The sequence below is a fragment of the Halotolerantifilum yawarlongkerapense genome (assembly GCF_054506745.1).
This window is the reverse complement of the sequence record NZ_CP199719.1, coordinates 871283-890121: the sequence shown is the minus strand read 5'-3', so window position 1 is coordinate 890121 and position 18839 is coordinate 871283. Positions and strand designations below refer to the sequence as shown.

Genomic DNA, 18839 nt, shown 5'->3' with positions numbered 1-18839 from the left:
CATTCATGTATAATGAAAGATAAGAAGACGAAAAAGAGAGAAAAGAGTGACCTCCATAATGGAGTTTGGGAAGAGGGTGAGCAAGTGTTTTTCAATATAGATATGTGAGTGGGCCATATTGCTGAGAATGCCTCCAAGCAAATCTCAGAAGCCTTTGGTCGAAGGCTAAAAGATACAGGTGTCACGCGGGTCCAGTGGATTGCTATTTATTATATCCACCGCTATGAGGGAATCGCTCAGAAGGACTTGGCGGAGAAAATGCACGTGGCCGAGTCCAGCGTAGGTCGTTTGATCGATCGACTCGAAAGGGATGGATATGTAGAGCGGGTGCGCAGCCAGGAAGATCGACGTGTGGTAACCCTTGAGTTGTTACCTGAGGGCAAGAAGTTGATTCAAGAACTCCTGCCCATTGGGGAGACCTTCAATAACGATTTGATCGCAGGAATCGATGAGAATGACCTAATGGCATATGAACGTGTCCTAGCGCAAATGCTTCAGAATATTGACGATCCAACGTCTGATTAAGGACCTTGAGGATCGGATGACGAAGAGTCTTTGGAATTGCCAAAGACTTTTTGTTTTTTTTGCAAAAATCGTTTGAAAATTAACGAACAACTTGCTATACTAAGTATATTACTTGTCATAGCAATTATTGCACTGCTAACAATCTCAAAGGAGGAGTATACAATGGCGTACAACGTGAGACAAATGCTGAATGATTTTGTGGGTGGATTAGAGGGTTTGGCAGCGACGAATCCAGAGCATGTGGAAGCTTTCATGGGTCTTTTGGGTGCAAGTTACGAGCCGGGAACGCTGGATCTAAAGATGAAAGAGCTGATCAGTGTGGCCATCGGTTGTTACAATCGTTGTGAATACTGCATCGTCTATCATTCGTACAAGGCACTCGAATCTGGGGCTACAAGAGAGGAAATCCTTGAGGCGGCTATGGTTTCTGTGGCCTTTGGCGGCGGGCCGTCCATGGCCTATTCTGTAACATTGCTCAAAGAGTGTCTGGACGAATTCGTAGGCGATTTTCTGTAGTAGAGAAGAGGGGCTTGGCCCCTTTTTTCGTCTGAGTCCACATGAAGAGGAGGATACATGATGTTACACAATCTGGTGGTTCACAAGCTTTCGGGACATGCTACTTCAGGGAAAGTGGGAAAGATCAATAAAAAAGCTGGTGATACGATTGCTTCTGGCGATATCGTGCTGGTCATTGAGTCTGAGAAGGGGACCGTTAAGATCACCTCAGAAGTAGAAGGGGTTTTAAAAACACTGACGGTCGCCGAGGGAGACAAAGTAGAAAAAGGGCAAGTGATCGGTACGATCGAAGGTGAGAAAGTTGCCGGTGTAGCGAAGGGCGACAAAAAGAAGAGCTATTCCTTTGGACTGGCGGCACCGAAAAAAGTGAATCACACGGCAGACGTTGCGATTGTCGGCGGAGGTCCTGGTGGATATGTGGCGGCAATCAGGGCAGCCCAGCAGGGGAAGAAAGTGGTCCTGATCGAAAAAGAAAGACTCGGAGGTACTTGTCTCAACTGGGGCTGTATTCCCACCAAGGCTTTGGTGAGCAGTGTGGAGCTCCTTGAGAAGATGCACCGTGCCTGCGAGTTTGGTCTGATTGCTGATAACATTGGTTTTGATGTGGGAAGAATCATGAAACGAAAAGACCAAGTGGTGGATACCCTGGTGGAGGGCATTGAGTACCTCATGGAAACCCATGAGATTATCACCATACAGGGAACGGCTGAAGTCCAGGACGAAACCACTTTGGTGGTCAAGAATAAGAAACTCGATGCCACGATTGTCTTTGAACACCTGATCATTGCAACGGGGTCTAAGCCCTTCCGTTTGCCGATTCCAGGAGCCGAAGCAGAGGATCTGCTGGACAACCGTGGGCTGCTCAGTTTAGAAAAAGCACCGGCTTCGATGGTCATCATAGGTGGCGGTGTCATCGGAATGGAATTCGCTTTTCTTTACAATGCACTCGGTACGGAGGTGCATGTGGTGGAGTTCCTCCCGCAGATTTTGAATCTACTGGATGAGGATGTGGTTGAGGTAATCGGTGAGACTGCTCGAGAGAAGGGGATACATCTTCATGAGGCTACTAAAGCCCTGTCGATTGAAGAGAGCCTCGATGGCAAGAAGATCGTGACACTAGAAAAAGAAGGTGCACGTATGCTACTGACAAGCGAACGGGTGGCCATGGCCGTGGGAAGGCGCGCGGCACTGGATGCCCTGGATCTCGAGAAGCTGGGTGTGAAGCTAAACGAAAAAGGTAGCGGAATTGAGGTGGATGAACACATGTGTACATCTAATCCGAAAATTTATGCTATCGGTGATGTAACGAACATTCTCCAACTGGCCCATGTAGCTTCCCATCAGGGGATCGTGGCTGCCGATCATTTGAGTGGTGTCAAGGCGAGCATGCACTACGACGGCGTACCCAGCGCCATCTTTACCATGCCCCCTGTAGGACAGGTGGGACTGACAGAAAAAGAAGCTATCGCAAAGAATATCCCTTACCAACTGGGGATCTTCCCCTTCGCAGCCAATGGAAAAGCCCAGGCACTTGGTGAGACTAAGGGCTTTGTGAAGTTACTGGCAGATCCGGAGTCTAGGGTGCTCTTAGGCGCCACGATCGTGGGGGTACATGCGACAGATCTCATCAGCACAGTCGGCTACCTGATGGCAAGTAAAAAGACAATCGATGAGGCGGCGCATGTGATCGTGGCACATCCCACCACTGCAGAGTCTATCCATGAGGCGCTGTTATCGGTGGACAAGAGGGGTATCCACTTTGCCTGATCGTTTGCGTGTGGTCTTCTCCACTTCGATGGATCCTGCTGTCAATTTGGCATCAGAAGAATGGTTGATGGAGACACTGGCTGATCATGAGCACCTGCTTTTTCTCTGGCAGAACCGGCGCACAGTGGTCATTGGTCGCAATCAGAATCCTTACCAAGAGTGCCCTGTGAATCGCCTTGAGGAGGAGGAAGTCCGCCTTGTACGTCGCTTATCCGGCGGTGGCGCGGTCTACCACGATGAAGGGAATCTGAACTTCACCTTTTTATCAAAGGAGGAAGAAGCCGATGTGAGCCATAATATGGACATCGTGATCCAGGCGCTCAAATCCCTGGGGATCACAGCGGCCTTTTCGGGTCGCAATGACCTGACGGTTGCAGACAAGAAGATATCTGGAAGTGCTTTTTTCACCGAGAAAGGCGTTCACTGTCATCACGGAACTTTACTTTACGATGTGCAGATCCCAGAGATGGTGCGTTTCCTGAGCGTTTCTCCCCTGAAGCTACAGACCAAAGGGATTGCTTCTGTACGGTCCCGTGTGGTGAATCTCAAGACGCTGGTTCCCACGCTTACTCTGGAGGATCTCAAAGAAGCATTGATAGAGGCTTTCATATCGAGTAGTGATCAGCCGGTGGCAACCGAGTGGATCACTGGAGAGGAAAAGGATATACAATCTTTCATCGATAAGTACAAAGACTGGTCCTGGAACTTTGGCGAGAGTCCCCAGTTTTCTGTCATCCTAGAGCATAAGAGTCCACTGGGGCTGATGAGTCTGCATCTGGACCTGATCGATGGTCACATTGAGCAGGTAAAATGCTATACGGACTTGTTAGAGGAAATCCCCATACAAGAGATCGAAACAGCTCTCGCGGGCATGCAACTGGATCGACAGGCTCTAGAAGACGTTTTATCCAAGCAAGACTTCGATGCATCGCTCAATGAATCCATTCGAGAATTGCTGCTTCAAGTTTTATGACGCACCATCCTCCTCCGAAAGAGGATCCCGTAGGACGGAGAGAGCCTATACCTTTCTCTTTCAGGTGGAGCGAGGACACATCGGCATACAGATACGCCCCAACGGAGCACGAGCATGTGCTTTGAAGGGGCGTTTTTTTTGCAGGGAGCATGATAGTATGTAGTCAGGGAGAGCCGTCAAAGTATTGAGATGGCAAACAACAAGGTATCTAGGGCGAAGAAAAGGAGATTGATCACATGGATCAGCTGACCAAGAGGATCAAGAAAAGATATGACCGTGTGTCTAGGATTTACGATTGGATGGATAAACCGATGGACTGGATCACGCCCGAGAACTGGAGGCAGGAGATTCTCAGTGGAGCGCACGACAGAACGCTTGAAGTTGGTGTCGGGACGGGGAAGAACCTGAAATACTACCCGGAAGATGCTGAGATCACGGCGATCGACTTCAGTGAAAGCATGCTGGAAAAGGCTAGGGAAAAGGCTGAGAAATTGAAGAATCCACCAGTGCTGAGGCAGATGGATGTTCAAAATTTGGCCTTTGACGATGCAAGCTTTGACTATGTTTTCACTACCTATGTGTTCTGTTCGGTGCCCGATCCCGTAAAGGGTCTCCGGGAGATCAGACGTGTGCTGAAACCCGGAGGAGAGCTCGTGATGTTAGAGCATGTCAGAAGCGAAAAATCCCTTCTTGGACTCATGATGGATCTACTGAACCCGATCGTCGTCCGCTTGATCGGTGCCAACATTAACCGAAAGACGGTTAAAAACATTGAAAGAGCGGGGTTCGAAAACATAACGGTCGAACACAGGGTGGGAGACGTGATCAAGTGGATCAAAGTCGTTCGCTGAGCACTACCATCACAAAGAAAAGCAACCCCTGAGAGGTCGCATAGAATAAACGGCTTTCCACTTGATGATTTCGCGCCCGCACACTCGTGAATTCAGTCATGGCGAGTTCAACTATTGGGGTGCTGTCCATGGACTGGCGGTTCCCTGGGTATGGTGGTGATCACATTGCCCAGTACCAGTAGACCGAGACATGACAAATGCACATAATACATGAGCAGGGGATTATTTTGAGAATGGTTCACATGTTGCCGAGTGCATGATGACTTGTATCTATTCTCATCGTGGAACGATATACTGAGAATAATCGTTATCAATGTCGAAATATTTAAACAAAAGGAGTGTGTTTCATGTTCGGTCGGAAAAAGAGCCCGGTGATCTCACCAGAAGCTGTTCAGAAGAAGGAAGTCGAAGAAAAATACGATGCACTGCTAGAAAACTATACCTACCAAGAGAGCTGTTCGCTGAAGACACTCAGTGGCGTCAACGATCTCTTGAAGTACATGACGGAGCTCGATTATGTGCGGGGAATGATTGTAGACGCAAAATCGCAGTCGGAAACGATCGAAACGGTGGCGGCGAGTAGCGAGGAGCTGACAGCGGCGGCAGAAGACATCGCGGAATTTGTGCAACAATCGAACACCAACATGGTCCAGACGGTAGGTGATACCCGTTCGAGCCTTCAAGGGATCGAGACTTCTTTCGAAGTATTGGAGAAGAATATTGAAGAGATCGACAAGGTGAAGCGTGCCATGGATGAGGTGACGGCGGAAACCGGACGGATCAACGAGATGGTGGACGTGATCGAAGCCGTGGCAGACCAGACGAATCTCTTGGCTCTGAACGCATCAATCGAGGCAGCGCGTGCCGGGGAACAAGGACGGGGCTTTGCCGTGGTGGCGGATGAAATCCGGAAATTAGCGGAGAACACGCGCCAGCAGGTGATCAACATCCAGCGGACGGTATCGACGCTGACGGATAAGATCAAGAGTACCTCAAACGGGATGGACACCGTTTCCCGTTCCTTCGAGTCGTCGAGAAGCACCATGAGGTCAGCCTCCGAGGGGATCGAGGGTATCACTCGATCGCTGGAGGAAGTGGGCGACCGATTCCGGGATATCTCGGCAAATACGGAAGAACAGACGGCTGTAACACAAGAGATGTCGGCTCACCTGATGGACGTGAACGAGAAGGCCAATGCTCTGAGCCGCGAGGCCGAGATGACGGGGGAGGCTTTTTTCACCATTTCCCAGAAGATCGATGAGATCCGTCTGTCGATAGTGGAGGATCAAAATGCTTCGGACGAGATCCTATCCATCGAGCTCTCCATACCGACCACATGATGTGGAAATGGCGGATCTACAATATGATCTTGGGCTACACGACCCTCGATGAAAAGACCGTCGGCAATCACCACACCTGCCGGCTGGGCCAGTGGGTCGATGATCTGACCGTGACGGGTGCAGAAATCAAAAGGATTATGGACGAGATGGAGAGACCGCATAAGCGACTTCACGAGACAGCTAAGCAAGCCATCTCCGCCTACAACCGCGGTGATCTGAAGAAGGCGGATGAGGCGCTGATTGCTATCGATGGTTATTCGCAAGAGGTCGTGAAAAATCTTAAGATACTTAAGCAGAAGATGAAAGGTTAGCTCAGTGGAACATCTCCCCCTCGATCAAGATGATTTGTGATCGTGGGGAGATTTTTTTATCGGAATAAGGAGAAAGGTATACTCTGGAGATTAAGCTCGAATAGAGAAAGTATTAAAATCTGACAATTCAATCATCTCCCTCTGCTCTGTGTGGTAGACTACGGTAGATGAGATAGGAAGAATGATTGGAAAAACCCGCAGTGTTCGGCTGACAAGTGAAGGTGAGATACCGAAACTGCCTTAAGAGGGGATCATAGTCGTTGGAAAAGGGTCTTGTCCGTTGAGCAGGAGGTGGAACATGTTACTCAGAATGGTGAAGAATGATTTTAAAAAGAGTAGATGGATTACAATTTCAATGATTCTGTTCATTGGGGCAGCTTCCATGCTTCTATCGCTTTCTGCAATTCTATTTGTTAATCTCTCGCGTTCGATTGAGCTAATGATGAATGCAGCTGAAACACCTCATTTCATGCAAATGCACACGGGAAGTATTGATCATCCTAGGATGGATCGATTCGTAGCGTCCAATGAATCTGTGTCGGATTTTCAGCTGGTTGAATTTGTGAATATTGATGCAGAGCATATGCTGATCAATGGAAGACCGCTTCAAAATACGGTACAAGACAACGGTATCGTGAAGCAGAATCAAAATTTTGATTTTCTTTTGGATCTCGACAATCAACCTATTCAGGCACGTGAAGGAGAGATCTTTGTACCCCTGGCCTATTTCAAGGATCGTTCCATAAAGATCGGAGATACAATAGCGTTTCACGGGATCCCTTTTTCCGTAAAGGGTTACTTGAGAGATGCCCAGATGAACTCACCACTGTCTTCATCAAAGCGGTTTCTTGTTCATGCGTCAGATTTCGAGAGCATTCTTGAGCTGGGGAGAGTTGAGTACTTGATCGAGTTTCGATTAAACGGACCCGATGCGATTCAAGCCTTCGAAGCAGATTATGTGAAAAGTGGATTAGAGTCCAATGGACCAACACTGACCGACCCTTTGTTCAGAATGATCAATGGTGTCTCCGACGGTCTGATGATGGCTGTCATACTGTTGGTCAGCTTTATCGTGGTCATCATAGCCTTCTTATGCATCCGTTTCACGCTACTGGCAAGGCTTGATGACGATTACAAGGAAATCGGTGTTTTAAAAGCGGTTGGCTTCCACGTGAGAGATATCAAAAGAATGTACTTGTTTAAATATTTCTTGATCGCTGCAATGGGTTCCCTATTGGGATTCATCGTATCCTTAGGACTCAAAGGAGCCCTCTTGGAGAATGTACGATTGTTTATGGGTATTTCCTCCACACTGGTGGGTGAGATGACGATGGGCTTACTCGCCGCGGTATTCATTACCGTCTTGGTCACCGCTTATGTTTCCATGGTCTTGCGAAGGATCAAGAGGGTTTCGGTAACGGAATCCATTCGTTTCGGTGTTGTTCACGATCAACCAAAGAAGAGATTAAAGATGTCTCTCGAAAAAACAAGGATTCGCAACACGAATGTATTCCTAGCATTAGAGGATATCGGGCGCAAGAAGAAGCTCTACCTCACCATGGGTATGGTGATCATCTTAAGTGTGTTCATCATTAACCTGCCGACCAACATGTTCTATACCATCGACTCTGAGTCCTTTATCACCTATATGGGGGTTGGGGAGTGTGACCTTCGGATCGATGTACAACAAGGTGAAAACCTGGAGAAGGTGCTAAGCCGTGTAGAGATGCAAATGGATCAAGATGCAAGGATCTCAACATTCTCAGTCTTTGTTGCTAGATCCTATACGGCCTTAGATGAACATGGAAATGAAGTGAGGTTGAAAATCGAATTAGGTGATCACGAGGCTTTTCCGATTGAGTACACCGAGGGAAAAATGCCTGTTGCCGAGGATGAAATCGCTTTGTCTTCGATCAATGCCGAAGAGGTGGGCTTGTCAGTCGGTGAGCACCTAACGATTTTTCATGATGGAACGGAAAAAGAGCTGTTCATCAGTGGCATCTATTCTGATCTGACGAATGGTGGCAAAACAGCAAAAGCGGGCTTCGTTGATGAAAACAGTGAAATCATGTGGGGCATTGTGTATGCTGATTTGATTGATCCGGCTAGAAAAGCTGCAGTCGTTTCTGACTATCAAGATCTGTTCCCAACCGTAAAGGTGTCTGATATCGATGCATTTATCGATCAGACTTTTGGTACGACGAAGACTTCATTCAGAAACGCGTCCTTGGTGGGCACCGTTGTGGCCCTGTTCATCGTGTTCTTGATCACTGTGTTGTTTATCCGCATGCTTGTGGCAAAAGAACGCTATAAAATAGCTGTGTTAAAAATACTGGGGTTCACCACTGTCGACTTAAGATCTCAGTTCATCTATCGAGGGTTGATTGTGACGGTGTTGGCCATTCTAATCGGTATTGTTTTGTCCCTCACGGTAGGAGAGCGTCTGGCAGAGCTGATGATCGCGAACTTTGGCGTAACCGCCTTTACTTTTAGCATCAATGTACTGTTCACCTACCTCATACTACCACTGGCCATATGTATGACCGTCTGGATCTCCATTTTGATCGGAACAAGGGATTTGGAACGCGTAGAGATATCTCTCAATATAAAGGGGTGAGAAAATGACGATTATCCAAGGTAGTGAGATTACCAAAAAATTTGAGTTCATCGACGGAGCCAGATATGTACTGAATAGGGTTTCACTTGAAGTGAAAGCAGGAGACTTCTTAACCATCATGGGCCCTTCTGGATCGGGAAAATCAACTCTGATGTACGCGTTAAGTGGTATGGACCACATCGATGAGGGCAAAGTGCACTTCCTAGGGGAAGAGATGACCAAGCTACATGAGCGGGAACTTGCTGATTTGCGACGAAATAAGATGGGGTTTGTGTTTCAACAACCCACCTTTCTCAGCAATTTGAATCTGATGGATAACATTATACTTCCGGCCATTCGCGAGAACGCAAAATCAAGAGAAGCGATTGCGAAAAGAGCGGTCGAGCTGATGAAATCCGTGGGGATTCATGACTTGGGAGATCGAGACGTCACCCAGGTTTCGGGGGGACAACTGCAGCGTGCGGGAATCTGCAGGGCTTTGATCAATGAGCCCAGCGTCATTTTTGGGGACGAACCCACTGGAGCTCTGAATTCAACGATTTCCAAAGAAATCATGGAGATCTTCTGCGAGATCAATCGCAAAGGTACTACGATCATCTTGGTCACCCATGATGCTAAAGTCGCCTCCGTATCCGATCGCGTCAAGTTCTTGTTGGATGGCGAATTTTGTGATGAAGTCGCTCTGGGCAAGTACAATGGTAGCAACTTTGAAAGCCGGTTATCCACTGTCACAGAAAGAATGCTGGGATTAGGAATATAAGCAGGGAATGCTGACCAAGTGCATCTTTACACTAGCTACCAATTAAGAAGGACCGTTCGGAGGGAAATACCCCTGAACGGTCTTTTCTAGTATGCAGGATGATAAGGCCCTTGTTGACGCCCCTATTAGTCTTCTTTGCGGTAGAGGCGATGATAGTCTTCTTTCACCAGGGCCAGGAGTACGTTGTCATTGTATGTGCCGTTCACATAGGAGGATTGCTTCTTGATTCCTTCGGCAACAAAGCCACATTTTTCTGCAATTCTTCTACTGCCCACGTTGTTGACGTCGGCCTCGATTTCAAGCCTGTTGATCATCTTAGAACGAAAGAGAAAATCTACGAAGAGTTGAACTACTCGGCACTGAAGTGCCAAGATTCCTAGGAAGACCGCCCTAACGGGCAGTTGTTTATTAGGCTAGCCCCGTGGTCCCCACGGTTAGAAGCCGTAAAGCTTCGGTTTGAAGATTCATGCTTGCGTTAACATCTCGGTCATGAGCGGTGCCACATTCAGGACATGTCCATGTTCTCACAGAGAGATCTTTAACGGCTTTGTTCTTGTACCCGCATGATGAACAGAGCTGGCTTGAAGGGAAATTCCGGGCAACTTTTACTACGGTTTTACCGTACCAGTCTGCTTTGTACTCGAGCATTTCGCGAAAAAGCCCCCAGCTTGCCTCGGAGATTGCCTTCGAAAGCTTTTTGTTCTTCACCATACCTTTTAGGTGAAGATCTTCGATGCCGATCACGTCGTGGCTTTTGACGATATCGGTGGAAAGCTTATGGAGGTAGTCTTCGCGTCTGTTCCTAATTTTCTCATGAAGGAGAGAGACTTTTCGCTTCTGCTTTTGATAGTTCTTCGCTTCGGACAGTTTCCGTCCCTCTTTTTTCGCTCGCTCTTTTCTGCGAGAAAGAATGCGCTGTTCTTCAGCTAATTTTTTCTCGAGCGAACGAAAGAATTTAGGGTTGTCATAGACCGTTCCGTCGGAAAGAATGGCAAAATCCTTCAGTCCAAGGTCAATGCCGACAGAAGAACCCGTCTTTTTTAATGGCTCAATGTCGACTTCGCAAAGAATTGAAACAAAATGCTTGTTCGCAGCATTTCTGCGGACGGTAGCATTCATGATCCGCCCTTCAACCTCGCGGCTTTTGGCGAACTTCACCCAACCCAGTTTCGGAAGCTTGAGGCGGTTGCCTTTGACTTCGATGTTGTTATTGGTGAATTTTGTTTTGTAAGACTGGACGGGATTTTTCTTGCTCTTGAACCGTGGATGTTTTGATTCTCCTTTGAAAAACCGTGTATAGGCATCTTGGAGGTTTTCAATTGACGCTTGAAGAGCAATGGCATCAGGTTCCTTTAGCCAGGAGAGCTCTTTCTTAAGCGAAGGAAGCTGACGCGAACAAATGCTGCGGGTTAATCCTTTGCCGGTGGTTTTGTAGGCGGTTTCCCATTCGTGAAGGAAGTGATTGAAGATGTATCGACTACAGCCGATTGTCTTTGCGATCTGTTCTTTTTGAGCGTTGTCAGGATAGATTCTGAACTTGTACGCCCTATGCTTTAACAAAAAACCACCTCCTTGCAAAAATTTTATGAGAATATATGTTCATGTCTAGTTTATCAGTGACTCTAGGACAAAGTCAACAGGTTCATCCCACGACTAAAGTCACGGGTGTCCTCGCTTATTGCATATAATTTTCGAATATAATCACAAGAATCTGCGCAAGGAAGCTGCCGCATTCATGCGTGCAGAGCAGTCAGTGAGCTAACGGTGGACTCTCTTTCGAGGAATTCCGTGAACGAATAGTAGTGAAAAGACGAGCATCTGGGCTGTGATCTCCGGGATGCCAATGACAAGGCTGGCCAGGAAGCCACTGATGCTCTCCACCTGGAGGAGTCCGTCGAAAAAGCTGGCGGCGAAGAGTGGACCCCCGAGGGCCGTTAAACCGAAGAGCTCGAGAAAGAGGGTACCGGTCGAGGGGCGTGGCCCCGTCAGGCGCAGGATGGAGACGGCGAGGAGCAGGCCACGGAAGATCTGACCGAAAAAGACAAGACCTACCATGGAAAGACTCTCTAAATCCCTGTAGAGCAGAAAGGCGGCGTCCGTGGCCAGCGCCTCCTCGTAACCGCTGATCTGATAAAAGAGCATGCCCACACCCCAGTAGGTGACAAGATGGAGGACCAGGAAACGTCGGTAGGACCGTGTGGGGATGTCGGTATCCGCAAGGTTTTCATCGAGCAGACCCCCTCGCCTGAGGAGGATCAGAAAAAGCAGGATCCGGAGACCCTCTGCCAAAATCACCAGGAGATGCTCAAAAGGGGTGGTAATGGTGTAAATCAGTCCTTCGATGGTGCCGGGCTGCGGTTCTACACTGCCGATGAGGCCGACGACGAAGAGTGCGGTGAGGGTGTTTTTCCAGTTGAGCCTGCCCTTTTTCTTAATGGGGTAGAGGACCAGAGCTAGGACAAGACCGCGGATCAGGTGATCCACGGGCGAAAGGGAAAAGGTCCCGTAGAAATCGAGGGCCGAGAGCCCGACGGGCAACAGGCCGGACAACCAACCGAAGATCCTGTAGAGAATGAGTGCAGTTACCAGGTGAAGCCCCATGAATACCAGGCACCAGTGAAGGAGCGGGTATTGTTTCTTGAACATGATCGATAACCTCCTGTACGTGCTTTTATGGTTTAAGTGTACAGGGATCGAAACTATGCCGAAACAGCCGTAAGAATGAAATGGGCATCCTCCGTAAGGATGAAATGGCATAAAAAAATCCGCTAATAGAAGCGGATCATGATGGGTGGATCTCTAACTCGACTAGTGTCCCTTGATTCGGCCGACTTTTAATGGTGAGATGAGCCTCGATTTCATTGGCCCTGGCCTGTAAATTCGAAAGGCCGTGACCGGCGTACTGCATTTCCGTGTCAAAGCCCATGCCGTCGTCTCTGATCTCTAGACGCACGACGTCTTGCTCGTAGGTCAGGAGGAAGGAGACGCGCTTTGCCTGGGCATGTCGCTCGACGTTGGCGATGGCCTCCTGGGCGATTCGGTAGAGCGACAGCTCCAGGTGGGGATCAAGGCCCTGGATAGGATCGATCTTGCGCTCGATCTTGAGATCGGAACGTTTCTCGAGCCCGTCGAGCAAGAGGTGCAGGGCCTCCGTCAGCGTGTGGTCTTCCAGCATGCCCGGGGCCAGGGCCTCCAGGACATTCTTCAGTTCGTCGCGGGTGTTCTCCGCGGTCTCTTTGAGATGGTCGAGGAGGTCTCTTTCCTTTTCCCCCAAGGGTTCGAGGGTGCGTTCCAGGGTGGCGATGGAAAACAACATCCCGTGGATCCCCTGGCTGATCCCATCGTGGAGCTCGCGGCTCATGCGCCGGCGTTCCTCCGAGAGTGTCAGGAGGCGGGTGGTCTTCTCGATCTCTCTGTTCTTCTCAGCCAAGGTCTCGAGCATCTCCAGGCGTTCCCGGTCCTTGGCCCTGCGGTCGGCATAGAGGCCGTAGAGGCCCCCCAGGGCCAGACCCGAGAACAGGATGATCAGGATGTAGGGGGAGAGCGCTGTGGTCCCGTGGAGGGTCAAGAGGCCATAGGCAAGACCGGCATTGACCAGGGCCGCTGCAAGAAAACCAGCGATCTGGGCGTAGGGACGCGATGCGTGGGTGAGCCTTGCGGTCACCCCGGTAGCCACCACCGTGCCCAGGCCGCTCAAGAGGGCGGCATAGAAGGGTAGGAGGGAAAGGGTGTCCATGGGAAAGGTCAGTCCCAGCCACTGGGCGCTGGAGGCGATGACGAGACCGATTAGAAACCCCACCAACATGGTCTCGGCCACCATGCGCATCACGAGGAACCACGCTCCTTGTAGACCAGGGCGGCTTCCGTCCGGCTCTTGACCTCCAGCTTGGACAAGATGCGGGCCACGTGGCTTTTCACGGTGGTCTCCGAGATGAAGAGGGCCTCCCCGATGCTCCGGTTCGAGAGTCCTTCGGCAATGAGGGCAAGCACGTCCTTTTCCCGATCGGTGAGGTCGTCTAAGCCGGGGGAATCCTCCGTTATTGTCAAGGTGGTGGGGTTGATCCCACGGCCGAGGTAGGTACCACCGGAGGCCACGGCCGTGATGGCGGTCAGCAGTTCCTCCGGTGGGGCGTCTTTGAGACAGTAACCGGCGGCACCAGCGGTAAGGGCTCTTCTCACCTGGTCACCGGTGTCCTGGCTGGTCATCACCAGGATCTTGAGATCCGGATGGTCAGAGAGCAAGGACCTGGTGGTCTCGATGCCATCCATGTCGGGCATCATGAGGTCCATCAGCACGAGATCTGGCACGGTAGTCTCGAGATATGTTAGTGCCTCTAGGCCGGAGGCCACTTCATAAGTGGAGCCGATCTCGGGATGACTTTTTAAAAAGAGGGCCACACCTTTACGAAAGAAAGCGTGGTCGTCCACGATCAGGATGTGAAGGGGGGATAGGGGCATGATAAGACACTCCTTGTCTTGTCGTTCTATGTGGCCTCTGCGCCGATCTCGGTGCTCCTGCGTTCGAAGACCAAGGTGTCGTGCCAAATGCCCTCGCGGCGGGCGATGTGTTCCCGAACCCCCACGAGTCGGAAGCCGTGGTTTTCGAGGAGCGTGCGGCTCAGGGAGTTCTCGGCAATGATATCTGCTTGGAGCGTCCAGAAAAAGTTCTCCTCGCTACATTCGATCAGCGATTCCATGAGCTGGCTACCGATTCCCTGTCCGCGGTGATCGCGGCCGATGTACAGGCTGGCTTCAGCCACACCGGAGTAGACACGCCGGTGGGAGTAAGCGGTGAGGGCAGCCCAGCCTACGATCTCGTTACCGATCTTGGCGACCAGGCGACAGGTGGGCATGTGGTGGGCATCCCAGATCTCCCAACCAGGGGACTTGGACTCAAAAGTGGCGATGCCCGTTTCGATCCCCTCGTTGTAGATCCGCTTGACGGAGGGCCAGTCGCCGCGCTCCATTTCCGTGATGGTGACTTGTGTCATCTGCTCTCTCTCCTTTCGTGGGTGCTCCTACCAAAATTGTACTTGTTTTTGTACAAGCTGACCACCCCCAATCTCGCAACGAGGGCCTCATACCCCAAAGTAAGATCCTGCTATGGACCCTGAAAAAGTGTATTTACAAGGCTTGAAAACTGGTGTAAAATATACTTGATAACAATTATCATTTTCAAGAAAGGGGTGATGTGATGACCTCCCTATGCAACGTGGCCGATTGCCTGGCCTCCTATGAGAAATACCGAGAGATCAATTTCATGATGCGACTGGGGCCCACCCTGCTGGGTGTCAAGCCGATGCACATATTGTGTTTCAGAAAAGACTTTAAGTTCGTCGACAGGTTGCTGGCGGACCTGGAGATGCTCTTCTCCACCCATGAGAGCATTCGTTACCAGTTGGTCTACAGCCGAAACAACTCGATCAAGGTGATCGTCTACCATCTGGAGACCATGACAAGACTCCTCGAAGACCAGCGCGTCCTCCGCTTTCTTACTTCCCGTGGTTTTTCAGCTGAGATGACGGCGGAGGATTATATGGACCACCTACACCGTTGCCTGATCGACAACCAACTGCCGGAAGAGTACGGCGTGTTCTTCGGCTATCCGCTGAAGGATGTCATGGGTTTCATCGGGCACCCGAGCCTCCAGCATGTGAAGACCACGGCGTGGAAGGTCTACGGGGACCCGACGCTCTCGGATCGGCTGTTCGAGCAGTTCCAGCGGGCCGAGGAGAAAATCCTGCGCTTGTGCCAGGCCCTCCCCCTACAGGCGGTCGTCGCCCAGTTGAAGCTACAAGAAGCCTCTTAGCAAAAAATGAATGAAAAAGCAATGAGGACCACGGACATCAGCTGCGATAGCAGCAGGGATTCATGGTCCTCTTTTTTTCGTGTCAGTTCGCCACTCAGTTAAAAGGAGTTCATTTGCTGGCGATAGCATCGAGCTGAAAGAGCAGGCCCTCGTTCCCGCCCTTGTGGGCGAAGGCAGTCTGGATGGACTTTCTGGCGGGATACTGTTCCTTGAACCGTTCTTTGAAGACCTTTTCCATGACCGGGATCTGCCAGATGTCGCGAAAGAGGCAGTCGACCTTGACCACGGAATCGAGCGTCAGGCCGACAGAGGCCAATCGCTTCTCAAGGTGGTCGAGGGCACCGTGGACCTGGCGCTCGATAGATTGTCCGATGTTACCGACGCAGTAGCTGATGAAGACTAGGTCGCCGACCTCGACGACGCCGGCATGGGCCCAGTCCAGGTTGACGTCGGAACGGGTGATGTGTGGCATGGGATGCTCCTTTCTCTATGGTAAAGAATATTTGTTCCCAGCGCCATCCTATCATAAGCGGGAGCCGATAAATCTTAAATCCGTCGGTCGCTAGAGAAATCCTCTACCCACATCAGGAGGAATGCGATACTCTGAAGGGAGGAGAAAAGGAGAGCGTTCATATGTTAAAAAGAAAATGGAAGCAGATACTAGTTGTGGTCCTTCTGGTGCCGGTTCTGGTGGTCGTGGGTGGTGGATTTCTCATCGCTCACCAGGTGGTGGACGACATGGCCGGTTCACCGGTGGCCTTCGGTGAAATCCACGCGTCAGAGGACCATGGGATCGAGAGCGAGAAAATGGATATTCGAACCGAGGATGGATTTGATCTGGCGGTCTACCGCGTAAAAGCAGATGACCCAGTGGGTGCCGTGATTTTTCTTTCGGGCATTCACAAGCCATCGGTGACGGCCTTTTACGGTCATGCGGCGATGGTAAGAGCCTGGGGATACGAGAGCTACCTCTTGGAGATGCGCGCCCACGGGGCGAGCGCTGGTGAGGAGATTGGCCTCGGTTTCACGGAGGTGGAAGATGTCCGGGCTGTCCTTAAAGTGATTGAAGCGGACCCGCGGTTCGAAGACCTACCCGTGGTGGTTTACGGCCTGTCCATGGGCGGCACCGTGGCGATCAACGCGGTAGGCGAACTGCCAGGGATCGACGGCCTGGTCAGCCTCTCGGCCTATTCCTCTTTCGAGGACCAGTTCGTGGACCAGATGGTGCTGATGGGCGCACCGAAACTCTTCACCACCTTCCAGCGGCCGATCGTGAAAACTTATACCACGCTTCGCTTTGGTCGCGCGACGCGCCACAGATCACCCCAGATGGCGATCGAGCACCTGGGGGATCGACCGGCTCTCTTTATGCATTCAGAGGGCGACGATCAAGTGCCGGTGAAAAATCTCGAGCGAATACTAGAAGTAGCGCCGGATCATGTCGAGGTCTTCTTAAAGGAGGGCAACCACCACATGATCTTGGAGGGGGAGGACTTTTTCCATCCGGAAAATGATCCTGTGTACAGCGAGCGTGTGTACCGCTTCTTCAAAGACCAATTTGGTGTGGGAGGGGCTTTGTAGTCGTTAGATCATCCGGGCGGGCTATGATACGAAATTTGGCACCATGAGCTGGACCGGTGGGCTACTCAGCTAGCACCCGATGGGAGGTAGGACCATGCAGATTTGGATTGTAATGGGCGTTCTGTTCTTCGTACAGGGACTGATGCTCATCGAGAAAAGGTTGCATAAAAGGAAACTGCGTGTAACGATCAAGGAACAGTTCGGCAAGAAACCCGCGGAGAGAAAACTGGATTTCGACAAGATCGCCTACCATTGGGAGCATTTCATCCACCGGATCCCGGAAGAGGAACGGATCGATGACATCACCTGGAACGACCTGGAGATGCAAGAGGTGTACAAACGGATCAACGGGTGTCGCTCCTTTGCCGGAGACCAGGTGCTCTTCTCAAGGCTCCACTGGCTACCCAAGGCATCTGGAGTCGGCGAAGCTTTTGAGAGACGCGTGGACCACTTTAGCTCGAAGGATCGAGAACGCGAGCAGGTCCAGCTACTTCTATCGGACCTGGGGACGGACAGGAAGAGCTATCATTTACCACGGTTTCTAGAGGACATCGACACTTACCGGATCATGGGCTTGTGGAGTAAGCCTGTGATGCAGGGTTTGCAACTTCTATTGGCCGCTTCTGTGGTCACAGCATTGGTCACGGGAGCCGCTCCGGCACAACTGGCAGTAGCCTCGGTATTCTCTGTAAACCTGGTGCTCTATGCCGTCGGCAAGAATCGGTTCGAACAGCACCTCGATATGATCCGGTGCGTGAACAGCGTGATCGGTGTCGCGACCACCCTGACGAACAAGAAGAAGTTCACCAACGAAGCCATCTTCGCGCATCTCACTGCGGATCTCAAGCCCTTCAAGCGCCTGTGGAAGGCGACCAGTTTCCTACAGGTGAGAAAGGATGCCGTTTTCACCGGAGATCTTGTGGCGCTGGTCTACGATTACTTAGTGGGAGCCACCTTGTGGGATTTTGTGACCTACGACCGGATCCTTTGTCGCTTGCGCGATCACAAGGGTGCTTTTCTCTCCCTTTACGAGGGACTGGGGGAGATCGACGCGGCGATCGCGGTGGCCTCCTATCGAGAGAGTCTGCCCTACTACTGTCCACCGAAATTTACCGACCGAACCGCCCTCCGTATGACAGGACTCTACCATACGCTGATCGAGAAGCCGGTGCCCAACTCGGTGGAGCTGGAAAACAGCTGCATCATCACCGGTTCCAATGCCTCGGGGAAGTCGACCTTTATCAAGTCCGTTGCCCTGAGCGCTATTCTCGGACAAAATATCCACACCTGTATGGCGATCGAAATGGTGCTGCCCCGGGCTAAGATCATCACCTCGATGGCCGTCAGGGATGACCTGATGGCGGGAGAGAGCTACTATATCAGGGAGATCCGCTACATCAAGCGGATCCTGGACAGTCTGGACGAGGACCGGCTGGTGATCTGCATGATCGATGAGATTTTGAGGGGAACCAACAACGAGGAACGGGTGGCGGCCTCGGCTTCGATCCTGGCGTTTCTCGATGACAAGCACTGTCTGGCCATCGTGGCCTCTCATGATTCTGAACTGACGGAAATCCCGGACGAGCAGTACGGAAAGTACTACTTCGCCGAGCGGATGCAGGGAAAGGATGTGGTTTTCGATTACATCATCAACCAGGGTGTGTCGCAAACGAGAAATGCCATCCGCCTCTTGCACGCCATGGGTTTTCCCGAGGAGATTATCAACGGGGCGAACAGGCGGGTCTCGGTCAACTGATGAACAGCCTTTTCATGATCCGGTCGAAAGACT

At 50.9% G+C, this 18839-nt stretch carries 19 protein-coding genes; 12 read left to right on the top strand and 7 right to left on the bottom strand.

Translation table 11 applies throughout. The features are described from left to right. The first annotated feature begins 108 nt into the window (after positions 1-108). From ACULM0_RS04255 to ACULM0_RS04215, 9 genes are all read left to right on the top strand, one after another. Positions 109-525 carry a MarR family winged helix-turn-helix transcriptional regulator gene (locus ACULM0_RS04255; protein ID WP_463679225.1) on the top strand — a complete coding sequence of 139 codons (417 nt, stop codon included), beginning with the start codon at positions 109-111 and terminating at the stop codon, positions 523-525. A 162-nt stretch (positions 526-687) separates the two neighbouring features. Then, a complete protein-coding gene (locus ACULM0_RS04250) occupies positions 688-1041 on the top strand; it encodes a carboxymuconolactone decarboxylase family protein (protein ID WP_463679224.1) in 354 nt (117 codons plus the stop codon). Between the two features lie 57 nt (positions 1042-1098). Then, complete coding sequence (gene lpdA / locus ACULM0_RS04245; RefSeq protein WP_463679223.1) at positions 1099-2808, top strand: dihydrolipoyl dehydrogenase; 1710 nt, start codon at positions 1099-1101, stop codon at positions 2806-2808. Then, entirely contained in the window at positions 2801-3781 is a 981-nt protein-coding gene (locus tag ACULM0_RS04240; RefSeq protein WP_463679222.1) for a lipoate--protein ligase, read from the top strand. Before lpdA ends, ACULM0_RS04240 begins: the two co-directional genes overlap by 8 nt. Before the next feature lie 236 nt (positions 3782-4017). Then, entirely contained in the window at positions 4018-4632 is a 615-nt protein-coding gene (locus ACULM0_RS04235) for a class I SAM-dependent methyltransferase (protein ID WP_463679221.1), read from the top strand. A gap of 347 nt (positions 4633-4979) precedes the next feature. Continuing rightward, entirely contained in the window at positions 4980-5972 is a 993-nt protein-coding gene (locus ACULM0_RS04230) for a methyl-accepting chemotaxis protein (RefSeq protein WP_463679220.1), read from the top strand. After that, a complete protein-coding gene (locus ACULM0_RS04225; protein ID WP_463679219.1) occupies positions 5969-6283 on the top strand; it encodes a CZB domain-containing protein in 315 nt (104 codons plus the stop codon). Before ACULM0_RS04230 ends, ACULM0_RS04225 begins: the two co-directional genes overlap by 4 nt. Positions 6284-6581: 298 nt before the next feature. Then, positions 6582-8900 carry an ABC transporter permease gene (locus tag ACULM0_RS04220; RefSeq protein ID WP_463679218.1) on the top strand — a complete coding sequence of 773 codons (2319 nt, stop codon included), beginning with the start codon at positions 6582-6584 and terminating at the stop codon, positions 8898-8900. Between the two features lie 4 nt (positions 8901-8904). After that, positions 8905-9660 (top strand): ABC transporter ATP-binding protein, encoded by a 756-nt coding sequence (locus ACULM0_RS04215; RefSeq protein ID WP_463679217.1) that lies wholly within the window; start codon positions 8905-8907, stop codon positions 9658-9660. Positions 9661-9785: 125 nt separating this feature from the next. Here ACULM0_RS04215 and ACULM0_RS04210 read toward each other — a convergent pair whose 3' ends face one another. The 6 genes from ACULM0_RS04210 to ACULM0_RS04185 all read right to left on the bottom strand — a co-directional run bounded on the left by ACULM0_RS04210 (position 9786) and on the right by ACULM0_RS04185 (position 14651). Beyond that, entirely contained in the window at positions 9786-10031 is a 246-nt protein-coding gene (locus ACULM0_RS04210) for a GNAT family N-acetyltransferase (RefSeq protein ID WP_463679216.1), read from the bottom strand. Between the two features lie 37 nt (positions 10032-10068). After that, positions 10069-11220 carry an IS200/IS605 family element RNA-guided endonuclease TnpB gene (gene tnpB / locus ACULM0_RS04205; protein WP_463679215.1) on the bottom strand — a complete coding sequence of 384 codons (1152 nt, stop codon included), beginning with the start codon at positions 11218-11220 and terminating at the stop codon, positions 10069-10071. 198 nt (positions 11221-11418) lie between these two features. Continuing rightward, on the bottom strand, positions 11419-12306 hold the full coding sequence (locus tag ACULM0_RS04200; RefSeq protein ID WP_463679214.1) for a hypothetical protein: 888 nt from the start codon (positions 12304-12306) through the stop codon (positions 11419-11421). 136 nt (positions 12307-12442) lie between these two features. After that, positions 12443-13486 (bottom strand): sensor histidine kinase, encoded by a 1044-nt coding sequence (locus tag ACULM0_RS04195; protein WP_463679848.1) that lies wholly within the window; start codon positions 13484-13486, stop codon positions 12443-12445. Then, complete coding sequence (locus ACULM0_RS04190) at positions 13486-14118, bottom strand: response regulator (protein ID WP_463679213.1); 633 nt, start codon at positions 14116-14118, stop codon at positions 13486-13488. Before ACULM0_RS04190 ends, ACULM0_RS04195 begins: the two co-directional genes overlap by 1 nt. Before the next feature lie 26 nt (positions 14119-14144). Then, a complete protein-coding gene (locus ACULM0_RS04185) occupies positions 14145-14651 on the bottom strand; it encodes an N-acetyltransferase family protein (protein ID WP_463679212.1) in 507 nt (168 codons plus the stop codon). A 203-nt stretch (positions 14652-14854) separates the two neighbouring features. Between ACULM0_RS04185 and ACULM0_RS04180 the strand changes: the two genes are divergently transcribed. Next, on the top strand, positions 14855-15469 hold the full coding sequence (locus tag ACULM0_RS04180; RefSeq protein ID WP_463679211.1) for a DUF3793 family protein: 615 nt from the start codon (positions 14855-14857) through the stop codon (positions 15467-15469). A gap of 109 nt (positions 15470-15578) precedes the next feature. Here the strand turns inward: ACULM0_RS04180 and ACULM0_RS04175 are convergent, their stop codons facing one another. After that, entirely contained in the window at positions 15579-15941 is a 363-nt protein-coding gene (locus ACULM0_RS04175; protein WP_463679210.1) for a RidA family protein, read from the bottom strand. 161 nt (positions 15942-16102) lie between these two features. Between ACULM0_RS04175 and ACULM0_RS04170 the strand changes: the two genes are divergently transcribed. Both ACULM0_RS04170 and ACULM0_RS04165 read left to right on the top strand, forming a co-directional pair. After that, the gene (locus ACULM0_RS04170; protein ID WP_463679209.1) at positions 16103-17050 is read left to right on the top strand and encodes an alpha/beta hydrolase; all 948 of its coding nucleotides are present in this window, start codon (positions 16103-16105) and stop codon (positions 17048-17050) included. Positions 17051-17144: 94 nt separating this feature from the next. Then, the gene (locus tag ACULM0_RS04165; RefSeq protein WP_463679208.1) at positions 17145-18806 is read left to right on the top strand and encodes a MutS-related protein; all 1662 of its coding nucleotides are present in this window, start codon (positions 17145-17147) and stop codon (positions 18804-18806) included. The last annotated feature ends 33 nt before the right edge of the window (positions 18807-18839 follow it).